This window comes from Dactylosporangium siamense (assembly GCF_016862795.1).
GTDB classification, from domain to species: domain Bacteria; phylum Actinomycetota; class Actinomycetes; order Mycobacteriales; family Micromonosporaceae; genus Dactylosporangium; species Dactylosporangium siamense.
Window position 1 is genome coordinate 1 of the sequence record NZ_BONQ01000052.1, and the last position, 20,001, is coordinate 20,001.

Annotated in this window: 23 protein-coding genes; 15 read left to right on the forward strand and 8 right to left on the reverse strand. The window is 74.0% G+C overall.

Annotated features, from left to right (window positions below; translation table 11 throughout):
- The coding region (locus tag Dsi01nite_RS17125; RefSeq protein ID WP_444542522.1) for a TerD family protein at positions 1-886 on the forward strand (886 nt) is incomplete at its 5' end.
- Positions 887-1,050: 164 nt separating this feature from the next.
- Here Dsi01nite_RS17125 and Dsi01nite_RS17130 read toward each other — a convergent pair.
- Positions 1,051-2,010: an NADP-dependent oxidoreductase gene (locus tag Dsi01nite_RS17130; RefSeq protein ID WP_203847161.1), complete on the reverse strand. Its 960-nt coding sequence runs from the start codon at positions 2,008-2,010 to the stop codon at positions 1,051-1,053.
- A gap of 89 nt (positions 2,011-2,099) precedes the next feature.
- On the opposite strand from Dsi01nite_RS17130, the gene Dsi01nite_RS17135 reads away from it, so the two are divergent.
- The gene (locus Dsi01nite_RS17135) at positions 2,100-2,699 is read left to right on the forward strand and encodes a TetR/AcrR family transcriptional regulator (RefSeq protein WP_203847162.1); all 600 of its coding nucleotides are present in this window, start codon (positions 2,100-2,102) and stop codon (positions 2,697-2,699) included.
- A gap of 330 nt (positions 2,700-3,029) precedes the next feature.
- Here the strand turns inward: Dsi01nite_RS17135 and Dsi01nite_RS17140 are convergent, their stop codons facing one another.
- Together Dsi01nite_RS17140 and Dsi01nite_RS17145 are read right to left on the reverse strand one after the other, a co-directional pair.
- Positions 3,030-4,262, reverse strand: coding sequence for a glutamate-cysteine ligase family protein (locus Dsi01nite_RS17140; protein ID WP_203847163.1), 1,233 nt, complete (start codon positions 4,260-4,262; stop codon positions 3,030-3,032).
- 76 nt (positions 4,263-4,338) lie between these two features.
- Entirely contained in the window at positions 4,339-4,617 is a 279-nt protein-coding gene (locus Dsi01nite_RS17145) for a hypothetical protein (protein ID WP_203847164.1), read from the reverse strand.
- A gap of 162 nt (positions 4,618-4,779) precedes the next feature.
- Between Dsi01nite_RS17145 and Dsi01nite_RS17150 the strand changes: the two genes are divergently transcribed.
- Both Dsi01nite_RS17150 and Dsi01nite_RS17155 read left to right on the forward strand, forming a co-directional pair.
- Positions 4,780-5,325 carry a hypothetical protein gene (locus Dsi01nite_RS17150; RefSeq protein WP_203847165.1) on the forward strand — a complete coding sequence of 182 codons (546 nt, stop codon included), beginning with the start codon at positions 4,780-4,782 and terminating at the stop codon, positions 5,323-5,325.
- 104 nt (positions 5,326-5,429) lie between these two features.
- Positions 5,430-7,709: a hypothetical protein gene (locus Dsi01nite_RS17155; RefSeq protein WP_203847166.1), complete on the forward strand. Its 2,280-nt coding sequence runs from the start codon at positions 5,430-5,432 to the stop codon at positions 7,707-7,709.
- Positions 7,710-7,786: 77 nt separating this feature from the next.
- Here the strand turns inward: Dsi01nite_RS17155 and Dsi01nite_RS17160 are convergent, their stop codons facing one another.
- Entirely contained in the window at positions 7,787-8,209 is a 423-nt protein-coding gene (locus tag Dsi01nite_RS17160) for a TOBE domain-containing protein (RefSeq protein ID WP_203847167.1), read from the reverse strand.
- Between the two features lie 5 nt (positions 8,210-8,214).
- Entirely contained in the window at positions 8,215-9,303 is a 1,089-nt protein-coding gene (locus Dsi01nite_RS17165; RefSeq protein ID WP_203847168.1) for a class I SAM-dependent methyltransferase, read from the reverse strand.
- Positions 9,304-9,404: 101 nt separating this feature from the next.
- Here Dsi01nite_RS17165 and Dsi01nite_RS17170 point away from each other — a divergent pair, with 101 nt between their 5' ends.
- Genes Dsi01nite_RS17170 through Dsi01nite_RS17185 form a run of 4 tightly spaced genes read left to right on the forward strand, consistent with a single transcriptional unit; the run spans position 9,405 to position 12,516 of the window.
- Complete coding sequence (locus Dsi01nite_RS17170) at positions 9,405-9,830, forward strand: TOBE domain-containing protein (protein WP_203847169.1); 426 nt, start codon at positions 9,405-9,407, stop codon at positions 9,828-9,830.
- The gene (gene modA, locus Dsi01nite_RS17175) at positions 9,827-10,630 is read left to right on the forward strand and encodes a molybdate ABC transporter substrate-binding protein (RefSeq protein WP_203847170.1); all 804 of its coding nucleotides are present in this window, start codon (positions 9,827-9,829) and stop codon (positions 10,628-10,630) included. The genes Dsi01nite_RS17170 and modA overlap by 4 nt, the downstream gene beginning before the upstream one ends.
- 9 nt (positions 10,631-10,639) lie before the next feature.
- Positions 10,640-11,461, forward strand: a complete 822-nt coding sequence (locus tag Dsi01nite_RS17180; RefSeq protein WP_203847171.1) for an ABC transporter permease — start codon at positions 10,640-10,642, stop codon at positions 11,459-11,461.
- Positions 11,458-12,516 carry an ABC transporter ATP-binding protein gene (locus tag Dsi01nite_RS17185; protein ID WP_203847172.1) on the forward strand — a complete coding sequence of 353 codons (1,059 nt, stop codon included), beginning with the start codon at positions 11,458-11,460 and terminating at the stop codon, positions 12,514-12,516. The genes Dsi01nite_RS17180 and Dsi01nite_RS17185 overlap by 4 nt, the downstream gene beginning before the upstream one ends.
- Here Dsi01nite_RS17185 and Dsi01nite_RS17190 read toward each other — a convergent pair.
- Positions 12,504-12,872 (reverse strand): cupin domain-containing protein, encoded by a 369-nt coding sequence (locus tag Dsi01nite_RS17190; RefSeq protein ID WP_203847173.1) that lies wholly within the window; start codon positions 12,870-12,872, stop codon positions 12,504-12,506. The genes Dsi01nite_RS17185 and Dsi01nite_RS17190 overlap by 13 nt on opposite strands.
- Before the next feature lie 23 nt (positions 12,873-12,895).
- On the opposite strand from Dsi01nite_RS17190, the gene Dsi01nite_RS17195 reads away from it, so the two are divergent.
- From Dsi01nite_RS17195 to Dsi01nite_RS17205, 3 genes are read left to right on the forward strand one after another with little or no spacing between them, the layout of a single operon-like run.
- Positions 12,896-13,492, forward strand: a complete 597-nt coding sequence (locus Dsi01nite_RS17195) for a TetR/AcrR family transcriptional regulator (RefSeq protein WP_239135952.1) — start codon at positions 12,896-12,898, stop codon at positions 13,490-13,492.
- 22 nt (positions 13,493-13,514) lie between these two features.
- Positions 13,515-14,309: an SIR2 family NAD-dependent protein deacylase gene (locus Dsi01nite_RS17200; protein WP_203847175.1), complete on the forward strand. Its 795-nt coding sequence runs from the start codon at positions 13,515-13,517 to the stop codon at positions 14,307-14,309.
- A 27-nt stretch (positions 14,310-14,336) separates the two neighbouring features.
- Positions 14,337-14,993 carry an HAD family hydrolase gene (locus tag Dsi01nite_RS17205; RefSeq protein WP_203847176.1) on the forward strand — a complete coding sequence of 219 codons (657 nt, stop codon included), beginning with the start codon at positions 14,337-14,339 and terminating at the stop codon, positions 14,991-14,993.
- Between the two features lie 12 nt (positions 14,994-15,005).
- Here the strand turns inward: Dsi01nite_RS17205 and Dsi01nite_RS17210 are convergent, their stop codons facing one another.
- Positions 15,006-16,001, reverse strand: a complete 996-nt coding sequence (locus Dsi01nite_RS17210; RefSeq protein WP_239135953.1) for a zinc-dependent alcohol dehydrogenase family protein — start codon at positions 15,999-16,001, stop codon at positions 15,006-15,008.
- 2 nt (positions 16,002-16,003) lie between these two features.
- Entirely contained in the window at positions 16,004-16,417 is a 414-nt protein-coding gene (locus tag Dsi01nite_RS17215; RefSeq protein ID WP_203847178.1) for a hypothetical protein, read from the reverse strand.
- Between the two features lie 85 nt (positions 16,418-16,502).
- On the opposite strand from Dsi01nite_RS17215, the gene Dsi01nite_RS17220 reads away from it, so the two are divergent.
- The 4 genes from Dsi01nite_RS17220 to Dsi01nite_RS17235 all read left to right on the forward strand — a co-directional run bounded on the left by Dsi01nite_RS17220 (position 16,503) and on the right by Dsi01nite_RS17235 (position 19,991).
- A complete protein-coding gene (locus tag Dsi01nite_RS17220) occupies positions 16,503-17,318 on the forward strand; it encodes a helix-turn-helix domain-containing protein (RefSeq protein ID WP_203847179.1) in 816 nt (271 codons plus the stop codon).
- The gene (locus Dsi01nite_RS17225) at positions 17,311-18,003 is read left to right on the forward strand and encodes a hypothetical protein (protein ID WP_203847180.1); all 693 of its coding nucleotides are present in this window, start codon (positions 17,311-17,313) and stop codon (positions 18,001-18,003) included. Before Dsi01nite_RS17220 ends, Dsi01nite_RS17225 begins: the two co-directional genes overlap by 8 nt.
- Positions 18,000-18,977, forward strand: a complete 978-nt coding sequence (locus Dsi01nite_RS57370) for a nuclear transport factor 2 family protein (protein ID WP_239135954.1) — start codon at positions 18,000-18,002, stop codon at positions 18,975-18,977. Before Dsi01nite_RS17225 ends, Dsi01nite_RS57370 begins: the two co-directional genes overlap by 4 nt.
- Positions 18,978-19,283: 306 nt before the next feature.
- The gene (locus tag Dsi01nite_RS17235; protein ID WP_203847181.1) at positions 19,284-19,991 is read left to right on the forward strand and encodes a hypothetical protein; all 708 of its coding nucleotides are present in this window, start codon (positions 19,284-19,286) and stop codon (positions 19,989-19,991) included.
- The last annotated feature ends 10 nt before the right edge of the window (positions 19,992-20,001 follow it).

The following is a 20,001-nucleotide window of genomic DNA, read 5'->3' on the forward strand; positions in this document are numbered from 1 at the left end:
CGACGACGCGCCAGCACCCGCACCCGCGCCCACTACGGGGGGCTGGCCGTCGGTGACCGTGACGGGGCCGAACGGGCAGCCGCAGCAGGTCGCGCTGCCGGGGACCTACCCGCCGCCGACCGCCCCACCACCGCCCGCTCCCCCGATGGCGCCGCCGGTCGCTCCCCCAGTCGCACCGCCCGTCGCACCGCCTGTCGCACCGCCTGTCGCACCGCCTGTCGCCGCGCCGCCGCCCGCCGCCCCGGTGCGGCTGACCAAGGTCACGCTCACCAAGCAGGCGCCGACGGTCTCGCTCGCCAAGCAGGGCGGCGGATCCGGGGCGCTGCGGGTCAACCTCAACTGGACCATGCGCTCCATGGCGAAGCGCGGCCTGTTCGGCAAGTCGAGGGCCGCCCAGCTGCCGGACCTGGACCTCGACCTGTGCTGCCTGTGGGAGCTCAGCAACGGGCGCAAGGGCATCGTGCACCCGATCGAGAACAACTTCGGCGCGCTGCACCAGCCGCCGTACATCCTGCTCGACGGCGATGACCGCACCGGGGCGTCGGAGTCGGGCGAGAACCTGACGATCAACCTCGACCACACCGCCGACTTCCGCCGGATCCTCATCTACGCCAGCATCTACGACGGCGCCGAGTCGTTCGCCGGCCTCGACGCCGTCGCCACGCTGTATCCGCAGCACGGCGCCCCGATCGAGATGCGCCTCGACGAGTGCACGGTCCAGTCGCGGGCCGCGGCCCTGTTCCTCATCGAGAACGTCAACGGCGAGCTCGTCGTGCGGCGCGAGTCGCGGTTCATCGTCCAGGCGCCCAACCAGTTCCGTAACCAGGCCGTCGACCTCGCCTACGGCTGGGGCATGGAATGGGTGGTCGCCAAGCCAAAGCAGTAATGGGTCATGCGTCCTCACTTCGTTCCGGGCGCATGACCCAACACTGCACCCCTGATGACCGGCCCGAGACGCTCCGCTGGCCGGTCATGCGTCCTCACTTCGTTCCGGGCGCATGACCCACTGCTGTCCCCCCGATGACCGACCCGAGACGCTCCGCTGGCCGGTCATGCGACGACGACGAGCTTGCCGGTGGTGTGCCGGCGGTCGAAGTCGACGCACGCCTGCGCGGCCTGGTCGAGGGCGTACCGTCGGCCGATCGTGGCCCGCAGGCGTCCATCGGCGGCAAGCTCGGCGACCTCGCGCATCCCGCCGAAGGTGCCCTCCATGTCGAGCACGAACCGCAGGTCGACGTCGGCGCGGCCGATCCAGTCCTGCTGTGGCACGGGATAGGTGATGGTCAGCAGCCGCCCACCGGGGCGGACCGCCTTGGCGACGCCGGTCAGCTGGTCGCTGGGCAGGGTGACGTTGAACGCGGCGTCGACGTCGACCGGATAGTCGCCGTAGCCGATGATCTCGGCTGCGCCGAGGTCGCGGACCAGGTCGGCGTCCTCGGCGGTCGCGGTGGCGATGACCGTCGCACCCGCGGCGGCGAGCACGGGGACGAGCGTGGTGCCGACGCCGCCGGTCGCGCCGACGACCAGGACCCGCTCGCCGGGCCGCACGTCGGCGGTGGCCAGCAACGCCCGGACCGTCAGGCCGGTGGTGGCGAGGGCGGCCGCCTGCTCGGCCGTGACGCCGGCCGGGCGGTGCGTCACGAACGGGGTGTCGGCCTCGACGACCACGAGTTCGGCGAGGGAGCCGGTGCTCATCGACGGGCGCGGGCCGAGCATCGCCCGCAGTGCCCGCGGCGCCGCGTAGCCGAACACCTCGTCGCCGGCGGCGTAGCCGGTCACCCCGGGTCCGACCTCGCTGACCGTGCCGGCGAAGTCGTTGCCCGGCACGTGCGGGAACGCCAGCGGCGCGACGTCGCGGAACCTGCCGCTGGGGATCACGATGTCGCCCGGGTTGATCGACGCCGCGGCGACCCGGACCAGGAGCTGCCCCGGGCCCGGCCGCGGCGCCGGCAGCTCGCCCACCAGGTACTCCTCCGGCGGACCGTAGTCGTTGACGACGACTGCCTGCATGCCATCCTCCATAAACGGACCGGTCGGTCATGTTGCCCCGCCGACCCTAGCGATAAACGGACCGCGCGGTCAACTTGTACGATTGCGGCATGACCGACACCCGCCCGCCACGCGCCGACGCCGTGCGCAACCGGGCGGCCCTGCTGTCCGCGGCCGCGGACGAGTTCGCCGAGCGGGGCATGGACGCGTCCGTGGCCGACATCGCCCGGCGGGCCGGCGTCGGCAAGGGCACCGTGTTCCGGCACTTCCCGACGAAGGACGACCTGATCGCCGCGATCGTGCTCGACCGGGTGGGTGAGCTCACCACCGCCGGGGACCGGTTGCGCGACGCGGCCGACCCGGGTGGTGCGCTGCTGGAGTTCCTCACCATCGCCGCGCAGCAGCGGCAGCAGCGGGACCTGTCGTTCCTGCACGTGGCCGGCGACACCAACGCCGCCGTGGCCGAGGCTCGGGACCAGATGTACCGGACCGTGCACGACCTGGTCGACCGGGCCCGCACCCACGGCGCGCTCCGCACGGACGTCACCGGCACCGACGTCATCCTGCTGATGTGCGCGCCGAACTACGTCGCGAGCTACGCGCCCGGCGCGTCACCGGACCTGTGGCGGCGATACCTCGGCATCCTGTTCGACGGGCTGCGCCCGCAGGGGGCGCACCCGCTTCCCGAGCCGCCACCACCGGCCCTCTGACCACCGGCGACGTCCACCGCGTCCGGCGCGCCGGCCGCACTCAGCACGGACAGCGCGTCGACCATGCCCACCACGTCCAACACACCGGCCGCATCCACGGGCGGCGTGTCGGCGGCGCCCATGGACGCACCGTCCATGGTGGCCAGCACCTGCGGTCCGTCCATCATGGACGGCGCGTCCACGAGGTCCAGTGCCGATGGTGCGTCCATCATGGACGGTGCCGGCGCGAACTACTCCCCGGGCCGCGATCGACGCCGGCGGCGTCCATGATGGACGCACCGCAGGCGCGCCCGCTCGCCGAGCCGCCGCCAACGCCGGCGGCGGCAGCCGTCATGGACGGTGCAGGTGCGGCCACGCCTGACGGAACCGCTGCTCGACGGTGTCGACCACCTCGTCGTGCAACGGCTCGGGCAGCCCGTCGCGCTCCAGCACCCGCAACGCCAGGTCGAGCACCGCCGGAGCGGTGCGGGCGACGACGGCGTCGGTGAGGCCATACCGGGCCGCCTCCAGCCACCGACCGGCGGCCGGCGCGCACAGCTCCCGGGCCGTGTCGATCGTGGCCCGGTCGGCGAGCAGCGCCGCCAGCACCGCGACCGGCGCGAACCACTCGCCGCCCGGCTGGGTGTCCAGATACCGGACCTGCAGGTGACCCCGGGGGCGCACGAGCGGGAACAGCGTGCCGAGGTGGTAGTCGAGGTCGTCGAACGTGGGGCGTCCGGGCAGCGCACCGGTGATCCAGTCGGCGAACGTGACACCCGGCCGCACGGCCCAGCTGCCGGTGGGGCGGCGGACGCAGAGCAGGGGCGCCCGCAGCGCATACCGCGCCCACGCCTCCGCGGGGTCGGGTCCGGTCGGCACGGTGCCGGCCCGGCCCGGGTCGATCCCATACCAGGTGCGCATCCGGGTGGAGGCCCAACCGGTGTCGCGGCCGGCGTGCACCGGGGAGTTGGCGAACACGGCGAGCAGCGTCGGGCCGAGCTCGTGCACGGCGGCCCACCGGTCCGCGAGGCCGCCGGGCGGTCCCGCGTCGAGGCTGGGGCGCAGGCCGGCGGTGCTGCACATCATCGTGCGGCCGTCGCTGCTGCGTCGCGCGAAGGAAGCGGCCATCGCCTGGTAACGGGGCGATGAGAGCACCCGCCTCGGCGGGTGGTGCGGGTCGATGCCGACACCGGCGAGGCCGAAGCCGCCGCGGGTGATCAGGTCGGTGAGCTGGCCGAGCTCGGCGTTGACCGTGGCATGGAGCCGGGCGAGTGAGCCCTGCGGGCGGGCGGCGAGGCCGATCTGTCCGCCGGGGGCGATGCTCAGCACGCCGCCGTGCCGCATCGGGTCGTGCGGGCCGTCCGGGTCGAGCGCCGCTGGGGCGTGGCCGCCGAGCGCGGCGGCGAGCGCGGTGGTGTCCAGCGGCCGGGTGGGGTGGTCGGGGGTGTGGACGATGTGCTCGAGTTCGACGCCGATCGACGTGGGTGGGCCGGTCTTGAAGCAGATCGAGGCGATGTAACCCTCGGCTTCCTCGATCTGCCGGATCTCGGCACCCGTGTCGACCGCGTGGGGGGCGGTTCTCATACCCGGATGCTACCCGCGACCCCACCCGGGAATCACTACCTGCACATCGGGCGCAACTGTAGGTAAGATGCGCCGGTCACCGCGTCCGCCGAGCCAGCCGCCACGCCGACACCCTGGGGATGGGCCACGCCCGGGCCGGCCATCCTCCCCGGACCCGCCGCCGGCTCCCGCGAATCCGGCCGTCGCATCCCATCTGACGCCGGTGCACCACGCCCGAGGCGGAGGGCCGCGCGGCAAGCCCGGCACCGTCGCGGGTGATGACCACCAGACCCCGCCGGTCGAACCCGTTGAGCAGCACCACCCTGCCGACGAACAGGTTGCCGAGCTCCGGCAGCAGCTGCGTCTCGATCGTCACCCGAACCCCCGTCGATCATCGTCAGTGGACTCCGACGGTAGCGACGGCAGTGCCGTGGGCGCGACCCAGTTTTTCCGCCGCCACCCCGCCACGTGCGGGGCGAGCGGCCCCTGGCTTCAACGCGCAGCTGGATAGGCTGAAGGCCTTCGGGGGAGGCTGCGCATGCGGCGGTTCATTCGCGGTTGGGAGCCGGTGGCGGGGACGCCTCGGTGGGCGGTGGTCGCGGCGTGGGCGACGGTGGGGTGCGTGATCCCGTCGTCGGTGTGGCGGTCCGCGGCCGGTTTCGGTGCCGGGCTCGGCATGTCCGACACGTGGCGTGAGCTGCAGCAGATCCCCGGCACCGGCACCGTCTACGTGTTGTCGCTCAGCGTGCTGTCAATCGGGTTCGCGTCGCTGACGCTCGGGCTGGTGTATCCGTGGGGTGAGCGGGTCCCGGCCGGGATGCCGGTCGTCGGTGGCCGTCGCTATCCCACCTGGCTGGTCGCCGGGCTCGCGGCAGCCGGTGTGCTGCCGCTCGCCGTCATCGTGGTGCAGAGTGCCGCGAACTGGGACGTGCTCATCGGGGCCGCAGGGCGGCCGTCACCGGGCTGGGTGTCGCTGGCGACGGCCTGCTACCTGCCCGCCGCATTGTGGCCGGTCCTGGTCGCGGCGGTGACCGTCGCATACGTCCGACGCCGGGCGCGACCACCGAGCCGCACACCGCTGTGACGGTCCCGCGGCCAGCCCGACAAGGCCCGCGATCGGAGGCCAGGCGCGCGACGGTCAGGTCGGCAGAGCATCGACGGCAAGCATGCTGGCGCTACCGTGACGCCATGGGCGGCGGGCTGCGCGAGGCGTGCGTCGTGGCGATGCGCAACTACCGGCAGATCGAGGTCATCGCCGACCGGAGCTACGGATATCCGGCGGCGGTGGCGGTGGCGTGGGCCAGGCTCGGCGACTGGAGCCGCGCGGAGTTCCTGGCCGCGCACATCGGTGCCGGGCGCCGGGCGTACGCGGGGATGGCCGAGGTCGCGGCCGCCCGGGGCGACGCGGAGCGGTGCCTGCGCATGGTGGACGCGGTCCGCGACCCGGCGCGACGGGGCGGGCTCGACTGGTTCACGGCCCGCGAGCACGCGGTCGCCGCCCGGGCCGCCGCGCGGGTGGGTCGCCGGGACGTCGCCCGCGACCTGCTGCGCGACGCCGAGACGGCGCTGCGGCGGTCGGCCGACGCGACGCAGACCGACCGGCGGGCCGAGGCCCTGGCGACGGTCGCCCAGGCGTACGCCGCCATCGGCGACCGGCGGCACGCCCGGAAGCTCATCGCCGAGGCGGAACACCGGCTGGACGGGCTGCACGGCGACACCCGGGCGTACTACCTGTCGCTGATCGCGTTCGCGTCGGCCGAGGTCCGGGGCGTGCAGGCGGCGATGCGGTCGTTCCCGGATCCCCATTTCCCGGTGTACCGGGCCCGAGTCCAGGCCGGCTTCGCCCGCGCCGCCGCCGAGGCCGGTGACCACGGCACGGCCGCCCGGCTGCTCGACTCGGTCGAGGGGTGGCTGCTGCCGGCGGTCCAGGCGCAGGGCGACGTCGTGCACGGCCGGGCCGAGCTGTCGTTGCGGGAGGCGCTGCTGGCACTGACCGAGGTCGCCGAGGTGGCGGTCCGGGCCGGCGACCCGCAGCGGGCCCGCGGGCACCTGGCAGCCGTCGATGCGGTGGTACGGCGCCTCGGCTACCCCCAGACCCAGCAGCAGCTGTACACCCGCCTCGCCATCGTCCATGAACTGCTCGGCAGCCCGGCGGCCGCGGTCACGCTCGTCGAGCACGTCACCGCGCCGGACGCCCGGTTGGCGATACTGACCCAGATGGCCGTCGCGGCGGCGGAAGCCGGCCGGGAGGAACGCGCCGGCGCGCTGTTCGACCAGGCCGACGCCCTGGCGCGGGAGATGCGACGCCCACGCCGCCAGCAGGACGAGCCGCGGCTGGATCTGGCCGTCGCCCTCGCCGAGGCCGGGCGGCCCGAGCCGGCCGAACGGATCCTGCTGGCGATGAGCCGGCCCCGGCAGCCGTTCTGGGAGCTCGTGGCGCTGTCCACGGCCGTCGCTGAGGTTGACCGCCTGGACCAGGCGCAGCCACTGCTGGCGCTGGCCGGCGAGGACGAGAGCCTGCGGGAGCGCATGCTGCCGGCCCTCGCCGAAGCGGCCGGGCGCACCGACCGGCTGTCCCTCATGGACGACCTCGTCGAACCCGACCAGCACGCCCCGTTCCTGCGCAAGGCCGCCATCGGCGCGGCCGGGGCCGGCCGCTTCGAAACGGCCCTCGAACTGTTCACCCGCGCCGCGGAGCTGGACCGGGTGGCGCCGTCGACGCGCGGGGCGTGGGTGCTCGGCCCGGACCCGGCGACCCGGATCGCGGTCCTGGCGTTGCGGGCCGGCAGCCCGCTGGTGGACGACTTCTGCCGGCTGGCCCGGCCACCCGAACGCGCGCACTGGAAGATGCCGGACCTCGACGCGATCCGCGGTGACCTCGAAGCGGTGGTGCGGCAGGTGACCGCCGAGGACCCGCCGATCGCGGACGCCGTGGCCAAGGTCGCTCCCGTCGTCGCCGCGCGCGGGCGAACGGACCTCGTCGGGACGCTGCTCGCCCTCGGCGTCCAGGCGAGCCTCAACTGGACTCGGGCCGTGCCCGCCGCGATCAACCGCGACCTCGCCACGCTCGCCGTCGCGGCCGCCGAGCTCGACCAGCCCGAACGCGCGGACGCCATCCTCCAGCGACTGGCGGACGCGGACACCCACCCGGACGACCGGGCGCCGGCGCTCGCGGCGCGGGCACAGGCGTACGCCCGCGCCGGCGACACCGCCCGGGCCCAGGAGGTCGTGGACGAGGCGTTCGCGTGCCTGCTCTCCCGCGCGGGCGGCTCCGGCGCCGAGCGCGCGCTCGCCGCCTGCGTCCGCGCCGGTGTCGCCCTTGACCCACAACGATGCCGGGCCATCTTGGCCGATGCCCTGGCGACCCAACCGGTGGACACACCCAAGTTTCTCGCCGCCGTGCCCCTGGCCGATCCGGCGCTCGCCGATCTGGTGGTCGCCCTCATGGCCGGCCACGACTCCGGCTGAACCCGATCCCCCGCAGCGGCGGCGGCGAGCAACGCGCTGGACCGCCGGCGCGTTGCCACGCCCGCCACAGCCGGCGGTTACGGCAACGCCACGCTGACCTCGGTCGACTTGATCAGCGCGACCGCGGGGGCGCCCTCGGCGAGGTCGAGGTCCTCGGCGGCGTCCTTGGTGATCGCGGCGGTGACCGTCACGCCGCCGGCGACAGCCAGCTTGACCGTGGTCATCACGGCGCCGTGCTCGACCGCGGTGATCGTGCCCGCGAGCTGGTTGCGGATGCTGATCCGCGGCACCGTGGCGGCGGCGACCGCCACCTCGGTCGACTTCACCAGCGCCAGGACGGCCGTGCCTTCGGTCAGCGCGAGGTCCCGCGCCGACTCGGCGGTGATCGCGGCCGTGACCTCCTGCCCGCCGTCCAACCGCACCCGCACGGTGCTCATCGCCTCGCCGGTCGCGACGCTCTCCACGGTCCCGGCGAGCTGGTTCCGGATGCTCAGCTGCATGGGAATCACTCTCCACCAGTTCGGACGGCGATGGCGAGGAAACGGTCCGGCGGGTCGTCGTAGTGCACGACCTGCCAGCCGGCGCGGACCGCCGAGATCCGCAGCGGTCCTTCGGCGAGAGGTTCGTCGGGGCGCAGCGCCCGGCCGTGGCGGGCGGCGAGGGCGGCCCGGCCGGACGGGTGGAACAGCACCAGCCGCCCGCCGGGCCGGGTGACGCGGGCGAGCTCGCGCAGGCCGGCGATGGTGTCCGGCAGGTGCATGATGAGCCCGGCGGCGAAGATCGCGTCGATGCCGGCGGCGGCGAACGGGAGCCGGCGGGCGTCGGCGAGGACCAGCCCGGCGGTCGCGGCGGCGCCGTTCGGCCCGGCGACGGCGAGCATCTGCGGGGTGACGTCCAGGCCGACCACGGTCCCGGTCGGGCCGACGGCGGCGCGCAGCGCGGGCAGCGCCCGGCCGGTGCCGCAGCCGACGTCCACCACCGTCGCGCCGGCGGGCAGGCCGCTCTCGGCGACCGCGGCGGCGTAGGCGGGCTGGTCGTCGCCGAACCTGCTGTCCCAGGTGGCGGCGCGGGCGGCGAAGAACGCCCGGGACTCGGCCAGGTACCACCGGTCGCGGCCGGTCAACGCCGCGTCGACGTGGCGGATCACCGGCCAGCCCGGGTCGTGCAGGTCGATGACAACGTGGGCGCCGGCGCTGCGGTCCGCGCCGGCGGCGGGCGGCTGCGTGCGCAGCCAGATGACCACGGTCCACCCGCCGTCGGGTGCCTGGGCCCGCCACTGCGGCCCGTCCGCGACGACCAGTGCCTGTTGCAGAAGGGGGGTCGGAGCGAGGCGAGGTCCAGCGCCTGGGCCAGCCTGGGCGAGGCGTTGGGCCCGCCGCAGCCCGGCCATCCCTGCTGAAACAGGCCCTGGGGTGCCGGTGGACGGGAGCCGGGCACAGCTGCGCCCACCGGCCCGCAGGGCCGCGGCGAGCCGGTCGGCCACGACGCGGCTGTGACCGTCGAAGCTGTCCACGATCACCCCGGCCGGGCCCGGCGGCACCACCTCGACCAGCAGGTCGAGCACCTCAGCCCACCGTCGCGCCGCCCCGTCCATCTCTCCATCATGCAGATGCCGGGCTGCTGGGGCCAGAGCCTCGAAGACGCGAGCCTCTCAGCGGATTTTCGGCTGCAGGTGCGGCCCACTAGGGTGGCCGGGTGACAGTCTTCCGGATCAGTGAGGCGGCCGAGCTGCTGGGCGTCAGCGTGGACACGGTCCGGCGCTGGGTCGACGCAGGCCGGCTGCCCGCCACCCGGGACGAGCACGACCACCGGATCGTCGACGGCGTCGACCTCGCGCAGTTCGTCCGGGCCCAGGGCACCGAGCCCGACGGCCGCGCCGAGGGGTCCTCGGCCCGCAACCGGCTGCGCGGGATCGTCACCGCGGTCGTCAAGGACACGGTGATGGCGCAGGTCGACATCCAGGCCGGGCCGTTCCGGATCGTGTCACTGATGAGCCGGGAGGCCGTCGACGAGCTCGACCTGCAGGTCGGGTCGGTGGCCATCGCAGTGATCAAATCGACCACGGTCGTGGTGGAGCGCTCCACCCCGGCCGTCGCGAATAAGGGGAGGAACAGCTCGTGACATCCCGTTGGATCCGAATCACGCTCGCGGCGCTGACCGTCGCGGGGCTCAGTGCGTGCGGCGACGACACGAAGACCGCCAGTCCGCAGCCGTCGGTCGGCAGCGCCAGCAGCGCCGCGACCGTCACCGGTGACGTCACCGTGTTCGCCGCGGCGTCGCTGACCGAGTCGTTCAAGACGATCGGCAAGGACTTCGAGGCCGCCAACCCCGGCGCGAAGGTCACGTTCAACTTCGCCGGCAGCTCCGCGCTCGCCACCCAGATCAACCAGGGCGCGCCCGCGGACGTGTTCGCCTCCGCGGCGCCGGCGAACCTGAAGACCGTCACCGACGCGGGCGGCGCCGAGGGCACCGGCACCACGTTCGTGAAGAACCAGCTCGTCATCGCGGTGCCGAAGGGCAACCTCAAGGGCATCAAGACCCTCGCCGACCTGACGAAGCCGGGCGTGAAGGTCGCGCTGTGCGCCGAGCAGGTGCCGTGCGGCGCCGCCGCGAAGAAGGCCCTCGACACCGCCGGGGTGAAGATCACCCCGGTGACCCTGGAACAGGACGTGAAGGCCGCCCTGGCGAAGGTGAAGCTGGGCGAGGTCGACGCGGCGCTGGTGTACCGCACCGACGCCAAGGCCGCCGCCACCGACGTCGACGGCATCGAGTTCCCCGAGTCCGCGGGCGCGATCAACGACTACCCGATCATCGTGCTGAAGAAGGCCAAGAACCCGGCCGGCGCGCAGGCGTTCGTCGCCTACGTCCTGTCGGACAAGGGCAAGGCCGTCCTCACCAGCGCCGGTTTCCAGGCCCCGTAAGCTCCCGCAATGCCGATCGTGGACAAAGCCGGGGAGGTAGCCCCTCCCCGGCGCCAGCGGATCCCGCTCGGCCTGCTCGTGCCGGCCGGGCTCGGCCTGCTGTTCCTCACGTTCCCGCTGGTCGGCCTGCTGGTCCGCGCGCCCTGGACCACACTGCCGCAGCGGCTCACCGAGCCGGGCGTGCTCACCGCGCTGCTGCTGTCGCTGCAGTGCGCCACCCTCGCCACGGTCGTCTGCGTGCTGTTCGGTGTGCCGCTCGCCTGGCTGCTCGCCCGGGTCGAGTTCCCCGGCCGCCGCCTCGTCCGTGCCCTGGTCACCGTCCCGCTGGTGCTGCCGCCCGTCGTCGGGGGTGTGGCGCTGCTGCTCGTCTTCGGCCGCCGCGGGCTGCTCGGCGAATGGCTCGACACCACGTTCGGCATCACGTTCCCGTTCACCACCACCGGCGTCGTGATCGCCGAGGCGTTCGTGGCGATGCCGTTTCTCATCATCGCCGTCGAAGGGGCGCTGCGCGGCGCCGACAGCCGCTTCGAGGAGGCCGCCGCCACCCTCGGCGCCGGCCGGTGGACCACGTTCACCCACGTCACGTTGCCGCTCGTCGCGCCCGGCGTCGCCGCCGGTGCGGTGCTGTGCTGGGCCCGCGCGCTCGGCGAGTTCGGCGCCACCATCACGTTCGCCGGCAACTACCCGGGGACCACGCAGACCATGCCGCTGGCCGTTTACCTGGCCCTGGAGACCGACCTCGACGCGGCGATCGTGCTCAGCCTGATCCTGCTCACCGTCTCCGTCGCCATCCTCGCCGGGCTCCGCGACCGCTGGATCACCAGCCCATGACGGCCGAAGTGGACGCGCACATCGTCGTCGACCGCGGCACGTTCCGGCTCGACGTCAGTCTCCGGATCGAGCCCGGGCAGGTCGTCGCCCTGCTCGGCCCCAACGGCGCCGGCAAGACCACCGCCCTGCGGGCCCTCGCCGGCCTGCAGCCGCTCACCGCCGGGCACATCACCGTCGACGGCGTCGACCTCGACCGCCCCGATCTGCGCCGTTACGTTCCGCCGGAGCGCCGGCCGATCGGCGTCGTGTTCCAGGACTACCTGCTCTTCCCGCACCTGTCCGCGCTGGACAACGTCGCGTTCGGGCCGCGCCGCCACGGCGTCGACCGGCGCGCCGCCCGCGACCAGGCCGCCGACTGGCTGGCGCGGGTGGGCCTGGCCGAGCACGCCCGCCGCAAACCCCGTCAGCTCTCCGGAGGACAGGCCCAGCGGGTCGCGCTCGCCCGCGCCCTGGCCGTACACCCGGCGCTGTTGCTCCTCGACGAACCTCTCGCCGCCCTGGACGCCCGGACCCGGCTCGACACCCGGGCGGAGCTGCAACGGCATCTCGCCGAGCACCGGGGCGCGGCACTCCTGGTCACCCACGACCCGCTCGACGCGCTCGTCCTCGCCGACCGGCTCGTCATCGTCGAGGACGGGCGGGTCGTGCAGGAGGGCGACGCCGCCGCCATCACCGCGCAGCCACGCACCGACTACGTCGCGAGGCTCGTCGGCCTCAACCTGTACCGGGGACGCGCCGACGGTCACACGGTGGTCGTGGGTGACGGGTTCGCGCTCGCCGCCGCCGACCGGCTCGACGGCGACGCGTTCGTCGTGTTCCGGCCGTCCGCGGTCGCGCTGCACCCGCACCGGCCCGACGGCAGCCCCCGCAACACGTGGGCCGCGACCGTCACCGGCGTCCAGCGCCACGGCGACAACCTGCGCATCCAGCTCAGCGGGCCGATCACCGCCGCCGCCGACGTCACCCCGGCCGCCGCCGCGCACCTGCGTCTCTCCCCCGGCCAGCAGGTGTGGGCCGCGGTCAAGGCGACGGAGACCCGCGCCTACCCGGCCTGACCGGCGGACGGGCCGAGTGGCATGTCCCCTGCCGGCCGTGGGGCCGGCTCCTTCAACTCGATGAAGATCGCGTGGCTGTCCGTCGCGCCGATGTTCTCGCCGACGTGCTCCTGAGCGCCGACCCAGCGCGCCTGCCCCGCCGTGAGCTCGACCTCGACCTCGCGGCCACCGGCGTGGACGCGGCGGCGGAAGTCGGCCAGCGTGACCATGACGCTGTCCGGGTGGCGGTGCGGGTGGGTCGTGTCGCCGGGGTGGTCGCGGTATCGCAGGACCCTGACCCGCTCGTTCTCGAACAGCACCGAGTACAGCTCCGGGTCCGTGACCACCGGATCTACTTCGTGGGACTCCAGTACCATGGGACTACGGTACCATGATGGCGATGCCAGTACCATATGAGGCGACCGGTCGCACGCAGCAGAAGTCCCGGACCCGGGAGGCGCTGGTCGACGCGACCCGCGCGCTGCTCGCCGAGGGCGCCACCCCGCAGGTCGAGGACGCCGCCGAACGGGCCGGAGTGTCCCGCACGACCGCGTACCGCTACTTTCCGAACCAGCGCAGCCTGCTGCTCGCGGCGCACCCGCAGCTCTCCCCGGACACGCTGCTCCCGCCCGACGCGCCGGACGATCCCATCGCCCGGCTCGACGCGTTCATGGCCGCGTTCACCCGGTACAACTTCGACTGGGAGCCGCAGCTGCGCACCTCGTTGCGGCTGTCCCTGGCGCCGGAGCCGTCCGGTTCCCGGCCGGCCCTGCGGCAGGGCCGGGCCATCGGCTGGATCGAACACGCCCTCGAACCGGTGCGCACCGCTCACCCGGCCGTCGACGTGCGCCGGCTCGCCGTCGCCATCCGCTCCGCGACCGGCATCGAGTCGCTGATCTGGCTCGTCGACATCGCCGGCCAGACCCGCGTGGAGGCCGCCGAGACGGTGCGCCGCACCGCCCGCGCCCTGCTCGACGCGGCGCTGCGCGACGCCTGAGTTCCGTGGCAGGATCTTGTCGATGGACACCGATGCGCTGCTCGGCGCAGCCGCGATCCTCGCCGGGGCCCGCCGGGTCGTCGTCTTCACCGGCGCCGGGATCTCCGCCGAGAGCGGCGTGCCGACGTTCCGCGACGACCTCACCGGCCTGTGGGCCCTCTACGAGGCCGAGGAGCTCGCCACGCCGGAGGCGTTCCACCGCGACCCGGATCTCGTGTGGGGTTGGTACGAGTGGCGCCGCAACCGCGTCCGCCGGGCCGAACCCAACGCCGGGCACTTCGCCACGGCCGAGATCGAGGCCATGGTCCCCGGCAGCGTGGTCGTCACCCAGAACGTCGACGACCTGCACGAGCGGGCCGGCTCACCGGCGCCGCTGCACCTGCACGGCAGCCTCTTCGCGCCCCGCTGCATCGGCGCCGGCGCCCACCCCTTCACCGGCCCGCCCGCCGATCCGGCCGCCGACGGCGACCCCAACCCAGAGGCCGACCCAGAGGCCGACGGCCGCCGCGTCCGGCCGCCGCGGTGCGTGGAATGCGGGATGCTGGTGCGCCCCGGTGTCGTCTGGTTCGGCGAGGTGCTGCCCGCCACGGCCTGGACCGCCGCGAACGAGGCGGCCGCCAACTGCGACGTGCTGCTGACCGTCGGCACGTCCGGCGTGGTGTACCCGGCGGCGGAGCTCCCCCGCATCGCCCTGCGCACCGGCGCCACCGTGATCCAGGTCAACCCGGCGCCCACGGCACTGGACGTGGTCAGCACCATCAACCTGCGCGGCGCCGCCGCCGAGGTGCTGCCCGCACTGGTCGCGGGCGCCCGCTGAGACGCACCGGTGGGTAGGATTCGCGCGATGAGCACGATTCGGGGTGTGCTGTTCGATGCCGGTGGCGTGCTGACGCAGCCGGTCGGCGGGCGGTGGAATCCGCGGTTCGACTTCGAGGGCATCGTGTCGTCCCACCATCCCGACGTCGACCAGGATCTGTTCGCGTCGGCGATCGCCGCCGGCCAGCGCTTCCTCGACGCCACGCTCATCACGGCGAACCGGACCGCCTACCACCGCGAAATGCTCGCGATGCTCGACATCCCGCACCCGTCGGATCGGCTGCTGCACGAGCTGGAGGCGCCGGCGGCGGGTCCGGTGATCGAGCTGTATCCAGACGTCCGCCCGGTCCTCGACCGGCTGCGGGCGGCAGGCATCCGCATGTCGGTGGTCTCCGACACCTGGGCGGGCCTGGAGGCGATGTTCGCCGGCCTGGACATCGCGCACTACTTCGACGGCTTCGCCATCTCCGAGATCCTGGGCTGCCGCAAACCGGACCCGCGCATGTATGCCGAGGGCAGCCGCCTGGTCGGCCTCCCACCGCACGAATGCCTGTTCGTCGACGACGATCCCGAGCTCGTGGCCGCCGCCGTCGCCCTCGGCTACCACGGCCTCACCCTCGACCGCACCGCCGAACCCCCCACCCCGCCCGGCGTCATCACCACCCTCGACGCCGTCGCGCTCTGACCCGGCCTGCCGTCATCGAACGCTGATGATCACCTTGCCGAGCGGGTTGGCCGACTCGTAGTAGCGGAACGCGGCGGGTGCCTCCTCGAACGGGAACGCCCGGTCGATCAAGGGACGCAGCTCGTGCGCGGCGATCACGTCGTTCATCTCGACGAACTGGGCCCGGCTGCCGACCGCGATGGCCCGCAGCGTCGCGGCGGCGCCGAACACCAGGCGAGGGTCCAGCGGCGGCCACTCGCCGTCGACCGACCCGACGAACGCCACCTGCCCGCTGACGGCCAGGGACCGCAGCGACTGATCCAGCGGGCCGGCGGTGTGGACGACCCGGTCGACGCCGAGACCGCCGGTGAGGGCGCGGACCGCGGCCGGCCAGTCGGGGTCGGCGCGGTAGTTGACGACCGCGTCGGCGCCCAGGTCCAGCAGCCGGCGCTCCTTGTCCGGACGGCCGGTGGTGGCGATCACCGTCGCGCCGAGCGCCTTGGCCAGCTGCACCGAGAACAGCGACACACCACCGGACCCGGTGGTCAACACCGTGTGGTTGGCACGAACACCGCCGAGGGCGTTCCAGGCGGTGACCGCGGCGCACGGCAGGGTCGCGGCCTCCGCGTAGGACAGGTGCGCCGGGATCGGCACCAGCGCCCGCTCCGGCAGGACCGCGAGCTCGGTCAGCAGGCCGTCGAGCGACCCGCCCAGCTGCGGCAGCACCGCCGGGCGGAACGGCCCGTCCTGCCAGTCCGGAAACAGCGTGGCGGTGACCCGGTCGCCGGGGCGCACCCGCTCGACGCCCGCACCCACCGCGACGACCTCGCCGGCGCCGTCCGAGACCGGGATGACATCGGGTTTGACCGGCAGGACGTACCGGCCGCGCAGCACGAGCAACTCACGGAAGCTCAGTGACACCGCGTGCACCGCGACCGCCACCTCTCCCGGGCCCGGTTGGCGTGGCTCCTCGGTGCGCAGCGACAGCCCGTCGATGCCGGCGCCGCTGGTGACGCGATAGCTGCGCACGCTCACCCCTCGATGAACTGGTAGTCGCTGACGATCCGCCCGTCCGGACCGAGCACCAGGAACTCCAGGCCGGCGCCCACCGGGTCGCCGCCGTCGCGCGGCACCATCACCCAGCGGAACTTCACCACCTCGCGGAGCCGCTCGGCGGCGCCGGCGGCCTGGAACACAAACGTGCCGGGGGCGACGAACTCCTGGTAGGCGCGGGTCACCCGGGACTCGAGCTCGGCGTGCCCGCGGGCCTCCAGCACCAGCTGGTCGAAGCCCAGCCCGGCGGCGGCCTCCCGCAGCTCGAGCGGCGCCTGCAGGACGTGGACCGCGTCGTCGGCCCACAGCTCGCGGATCGCGGCACGGCGCCGGTCCGCGTCGGGCTCGCTCCACACGGCGACGTAGCGGTCGGTGAGATCGTTCAGGTTCATGCCACGACTCTGCGGCGGCCGCCGCGCCCCGACAATTCCCTGCGAGGAATCGCCGGGCGGCGCGACGGCGCGGTACACAGGAGCCATGACCCAAGGACTCGCGGGCGCGTTGCGGACCTGGCGCACCCGCCGGCGCGTCAGCCAGCTCGAGCTCGCGGTGCGGGCCGGCACCACCCAACGGCACGTCAGCTTCATCGAGAGCGGCCGCTCCACCCCGGGCCGGTCGATGATCATCCGGCTGGCCGAGTCCCTGGAGGTGCCGATCCGGGAGCGCAACGAGCTGCTGCTCGCCGCGGGGTTCGCGCCCGCGTATCCGCAACGCGACCTCGACGATCCGCGGCTGGCGCCGGTGCGCGCCGCCCTCGACCGCATCCTGCACGGCCACCTGCCGTTCCCGGCGGTCATCGTCGACCGGCACGGTGACCTCGTCTCGGCCAACGCCGGCTTCCACCTGCTGACCCGCGGCGTCGCCCCCGAGCTGCTCGCCGCACCGGTCAGCGTGCCCCGGGTCCTGCTGCACCCGCGCGGGCTCGCCCCGCGCATCGTCAACCTCGACGAGTGGGCCTGGCACATCATCGACCGCGTCCAGGCCGAGAGCGTGCGCAACCCGAGCGACCGCCTGGCCCGCCTCGCTTCGGAGCTCGCGGGCCTCGCGCCGCCGCGTCCCCGGCAGCTGTCGCCGCAGTATCTGGGCTTCGCGGTGCCGCTGCACCTGCGCACCGGCGACCGGGAGCTGCGGCTGCTCACCACGCTCACCCACTTCGGCACCGCCACCGACGTCACCCTCGCCGAGCTGCGCCTGGAGGCGTTCCTGCCGGCCGACGACGCGACCAGCGCCGCCCTCACCGAGCTCGTCACACCCGGGCATCAGGGTCGCGTGGCAGGCTCGCGCCATGGCTGACCTGGCCCAGCTGCTCGAGGACCTGCGCCCCTCGGAGCTGGCGCTGCGCGACTGGGTGCGGACCCGGCTGAACGCCTCGATCGTGCGCGAGATGGCCACGTACGACTACGGCATGCGCGTCGACGAGCACCGCTGCGGCATCGAGGACCTCATGGTCGCCCGCCGCCTGCCGGAGCAGGTGCCGTGGCCCCCCGCCGAGGTCCTGGAACTGACCACGTACACCAGGATCCCCGACGGCGAGGTCACGCCCGGCTCGGCGAGCTGGCGCGGCCACGTCGCCCGGCTGTTCGCCGCGCTGCTGCTGGTCCGGTCCATGAACAACGCCGATCCCGCCCCGACCCTCGCCGGCCTGGTCGCGTCGGCGCTGGCGCTGGGTCCCGAGGCCACGGCGGCTGCCGTGCGCTATCTGGCCTGGTGCCGGAAGCACGAACCGGGCTTCTGGCACGGCGACGAGGAGGCCCGACCGTTCCTGACACTCGGGCTGTGGCTGCTGTACGGCGCGAGCCCCGACCACGATCCTGCCGCCGAGTCGACCCTCCGCCGGGCCTTCACCAGCGAACTGCCACCCCCGCCCGCGACCCCCAAGTCGATCGCCGGCGCCGAAGGCCGGCGGGCCTGGCGTTCCCTCGTCAACGAGCACCTGCCCACCGACGAGGACCGCGACGTCCGGGCCTGGTTCGCATGACGCCCGCGCAGTGGCCGACCATCCGCGACGCGCTCTGGATCGGCGGCGGCCAGTGGTCCGGCAAGACCACGGTCGGCGCCCTGCTCACCACCCGGCACGCCCTCACCCACTACCACTGCGACCACCACGACGCCCGCGCCCACGAGGACCGTCGCATCGCGGCGCGCTCGCGGCGCGGCGATCCTCCGCCCGACTGGCCGGCGTACTGGGCGTCGACGCCGCAGGAGATGGCCGACGTGGCGATGGCCAACTTCGCCGAGCAGTTCCCGTGGGTCCTGGACGACCTGCGCGCCCTGGTCAGCCCCCGCCCGGTCCTGGTCGACGGCTGGAACCTGCGACCGGACCTGGTCGCCGGCGTCGCCGACGCGGCCCACCGCATGGCGATCCTGGTCCCGACCCCCGAGTGGCAGTCGCACCAGGCCGCGACCCTGCCCCGCGCGGCCCGTTTCGGCGCCGACCTGCCCGACCCCGCGCGGGCCCGCCGGAACCGCGACGAACGCGACCGCATCCTCGCCGCCGACGCCGCCGACCGGGCGAGCGCGCTCGGCATCCGCGTGATCCCGATCGACGGCACCCGCGACCCGGCGAGCATCGCCGACGAGCTCGAGGACCACTTCGGCCTCGCCCCGGACGGTGTGGCCGCGGCGATCGCCGGTGAGCTGGAACTGATGACGCCGGCCGTGCGCGCGTCGCCGGAGCTCGCCGCCCGGTATCTGGACCCGGACTTCGTGGAGATCGGGACCTCGGGCCGCCGCTGGGACCGCGCGACGACGCTCGCCACGCTCCCGGCGAAGGCCGGCGCTCGCTACGAACCCGCCCACATGCGCGGCACCGTGCTCGCGCCGGGCCTGGTACAGGTGACGTACGAGACGACGATCGAGGGTGAGCGGGCCCTGCGCAGCTCGCTCTGGCGCGACCTGGGCGACGGCTCCGGCTGGCGCCTGTACTACCACCAGTCCACCCGCGTCCCGTAACCGTCATTGTGGGGCCGTCGGCGCGGGACGCTGTCGAACGGTGCAGGCGTCACCGATGTCGAGTTCGTCCCTCGTTCGGGTGACTGCTGCCGATGCGTGAGCTCCGGCGGGCACGCCTTGTGGCCGCGTCGGCACGGCGCGTCGACGCACGTGTCAATGGATGCCCGCGGTGCTGACTTCCTCAGGCTTCTCGGGTACTGTCCGCGAAGCATTCTGCGCCGGCGGTGTCGCGGGAGCTCCGGTCGCGGCGGCTGCGAGACGACCTCCGGCCGGTCAGCGGAACCGCAGCCGAGGAGGGCAGGAACCATGACGCAACACGGGATGCGACCTTACGACGAGCGCCTCGCGAACGGGCAGGCGACGCTCAACAACACCGCGGAGCAGCAGGCCCCCCGGCACGACATGAACGCGCAGCACGTCAACGCGCAGCACCAGGCGCTGCAGGTGCTGACCATGGCGCAGCGCACCGCCGAGGAGCACCTCGACGGCGCCCGGCGCGAGGCGGAGCAGATCCGCGCCGGCGCGCACGCCGAGGCCGCGCAGATCGTCTCGAAGGCCCAGGCCCGGGCCGACGCGCTGCACAACGAGGCCGAGAAGATCATCGCCGAGGCGCGCGCCCAGGGCGAGAGCATCGCCCAGGCCGCCGAAGCGTTCGCCGGGGAGACGGAACAGAACGCCACCGACATCCTCGCCGAGGCACAGAGCCGCGCGGAGAAGATCGTCCAGCAGGCCCGGCAGAATGCGCACGACATCAAGCAGCGCGCCGAGCAGATCTACGAGGACGTCGTCGGTGGCCTCACCTCCAAGCGGCAGGCGCTGCAGCAGCAGATCGAGGCCCTGGAGGGCTTCGACCACGAGTACCGCTCCCGCCTCACCGCGTTCATGCAGCAGCAGATGCGCGCCCTCTGGGTGAGCCAGCCGCAGGTGGAGGCCGAGATCGAGGAGGCCGAGGCGGTGCCGAGCGAGCTCATGCCCGCGCCCCGGGCCGGCGATCACGACGAGGTCCAGGCCTGACGGTTCCGCG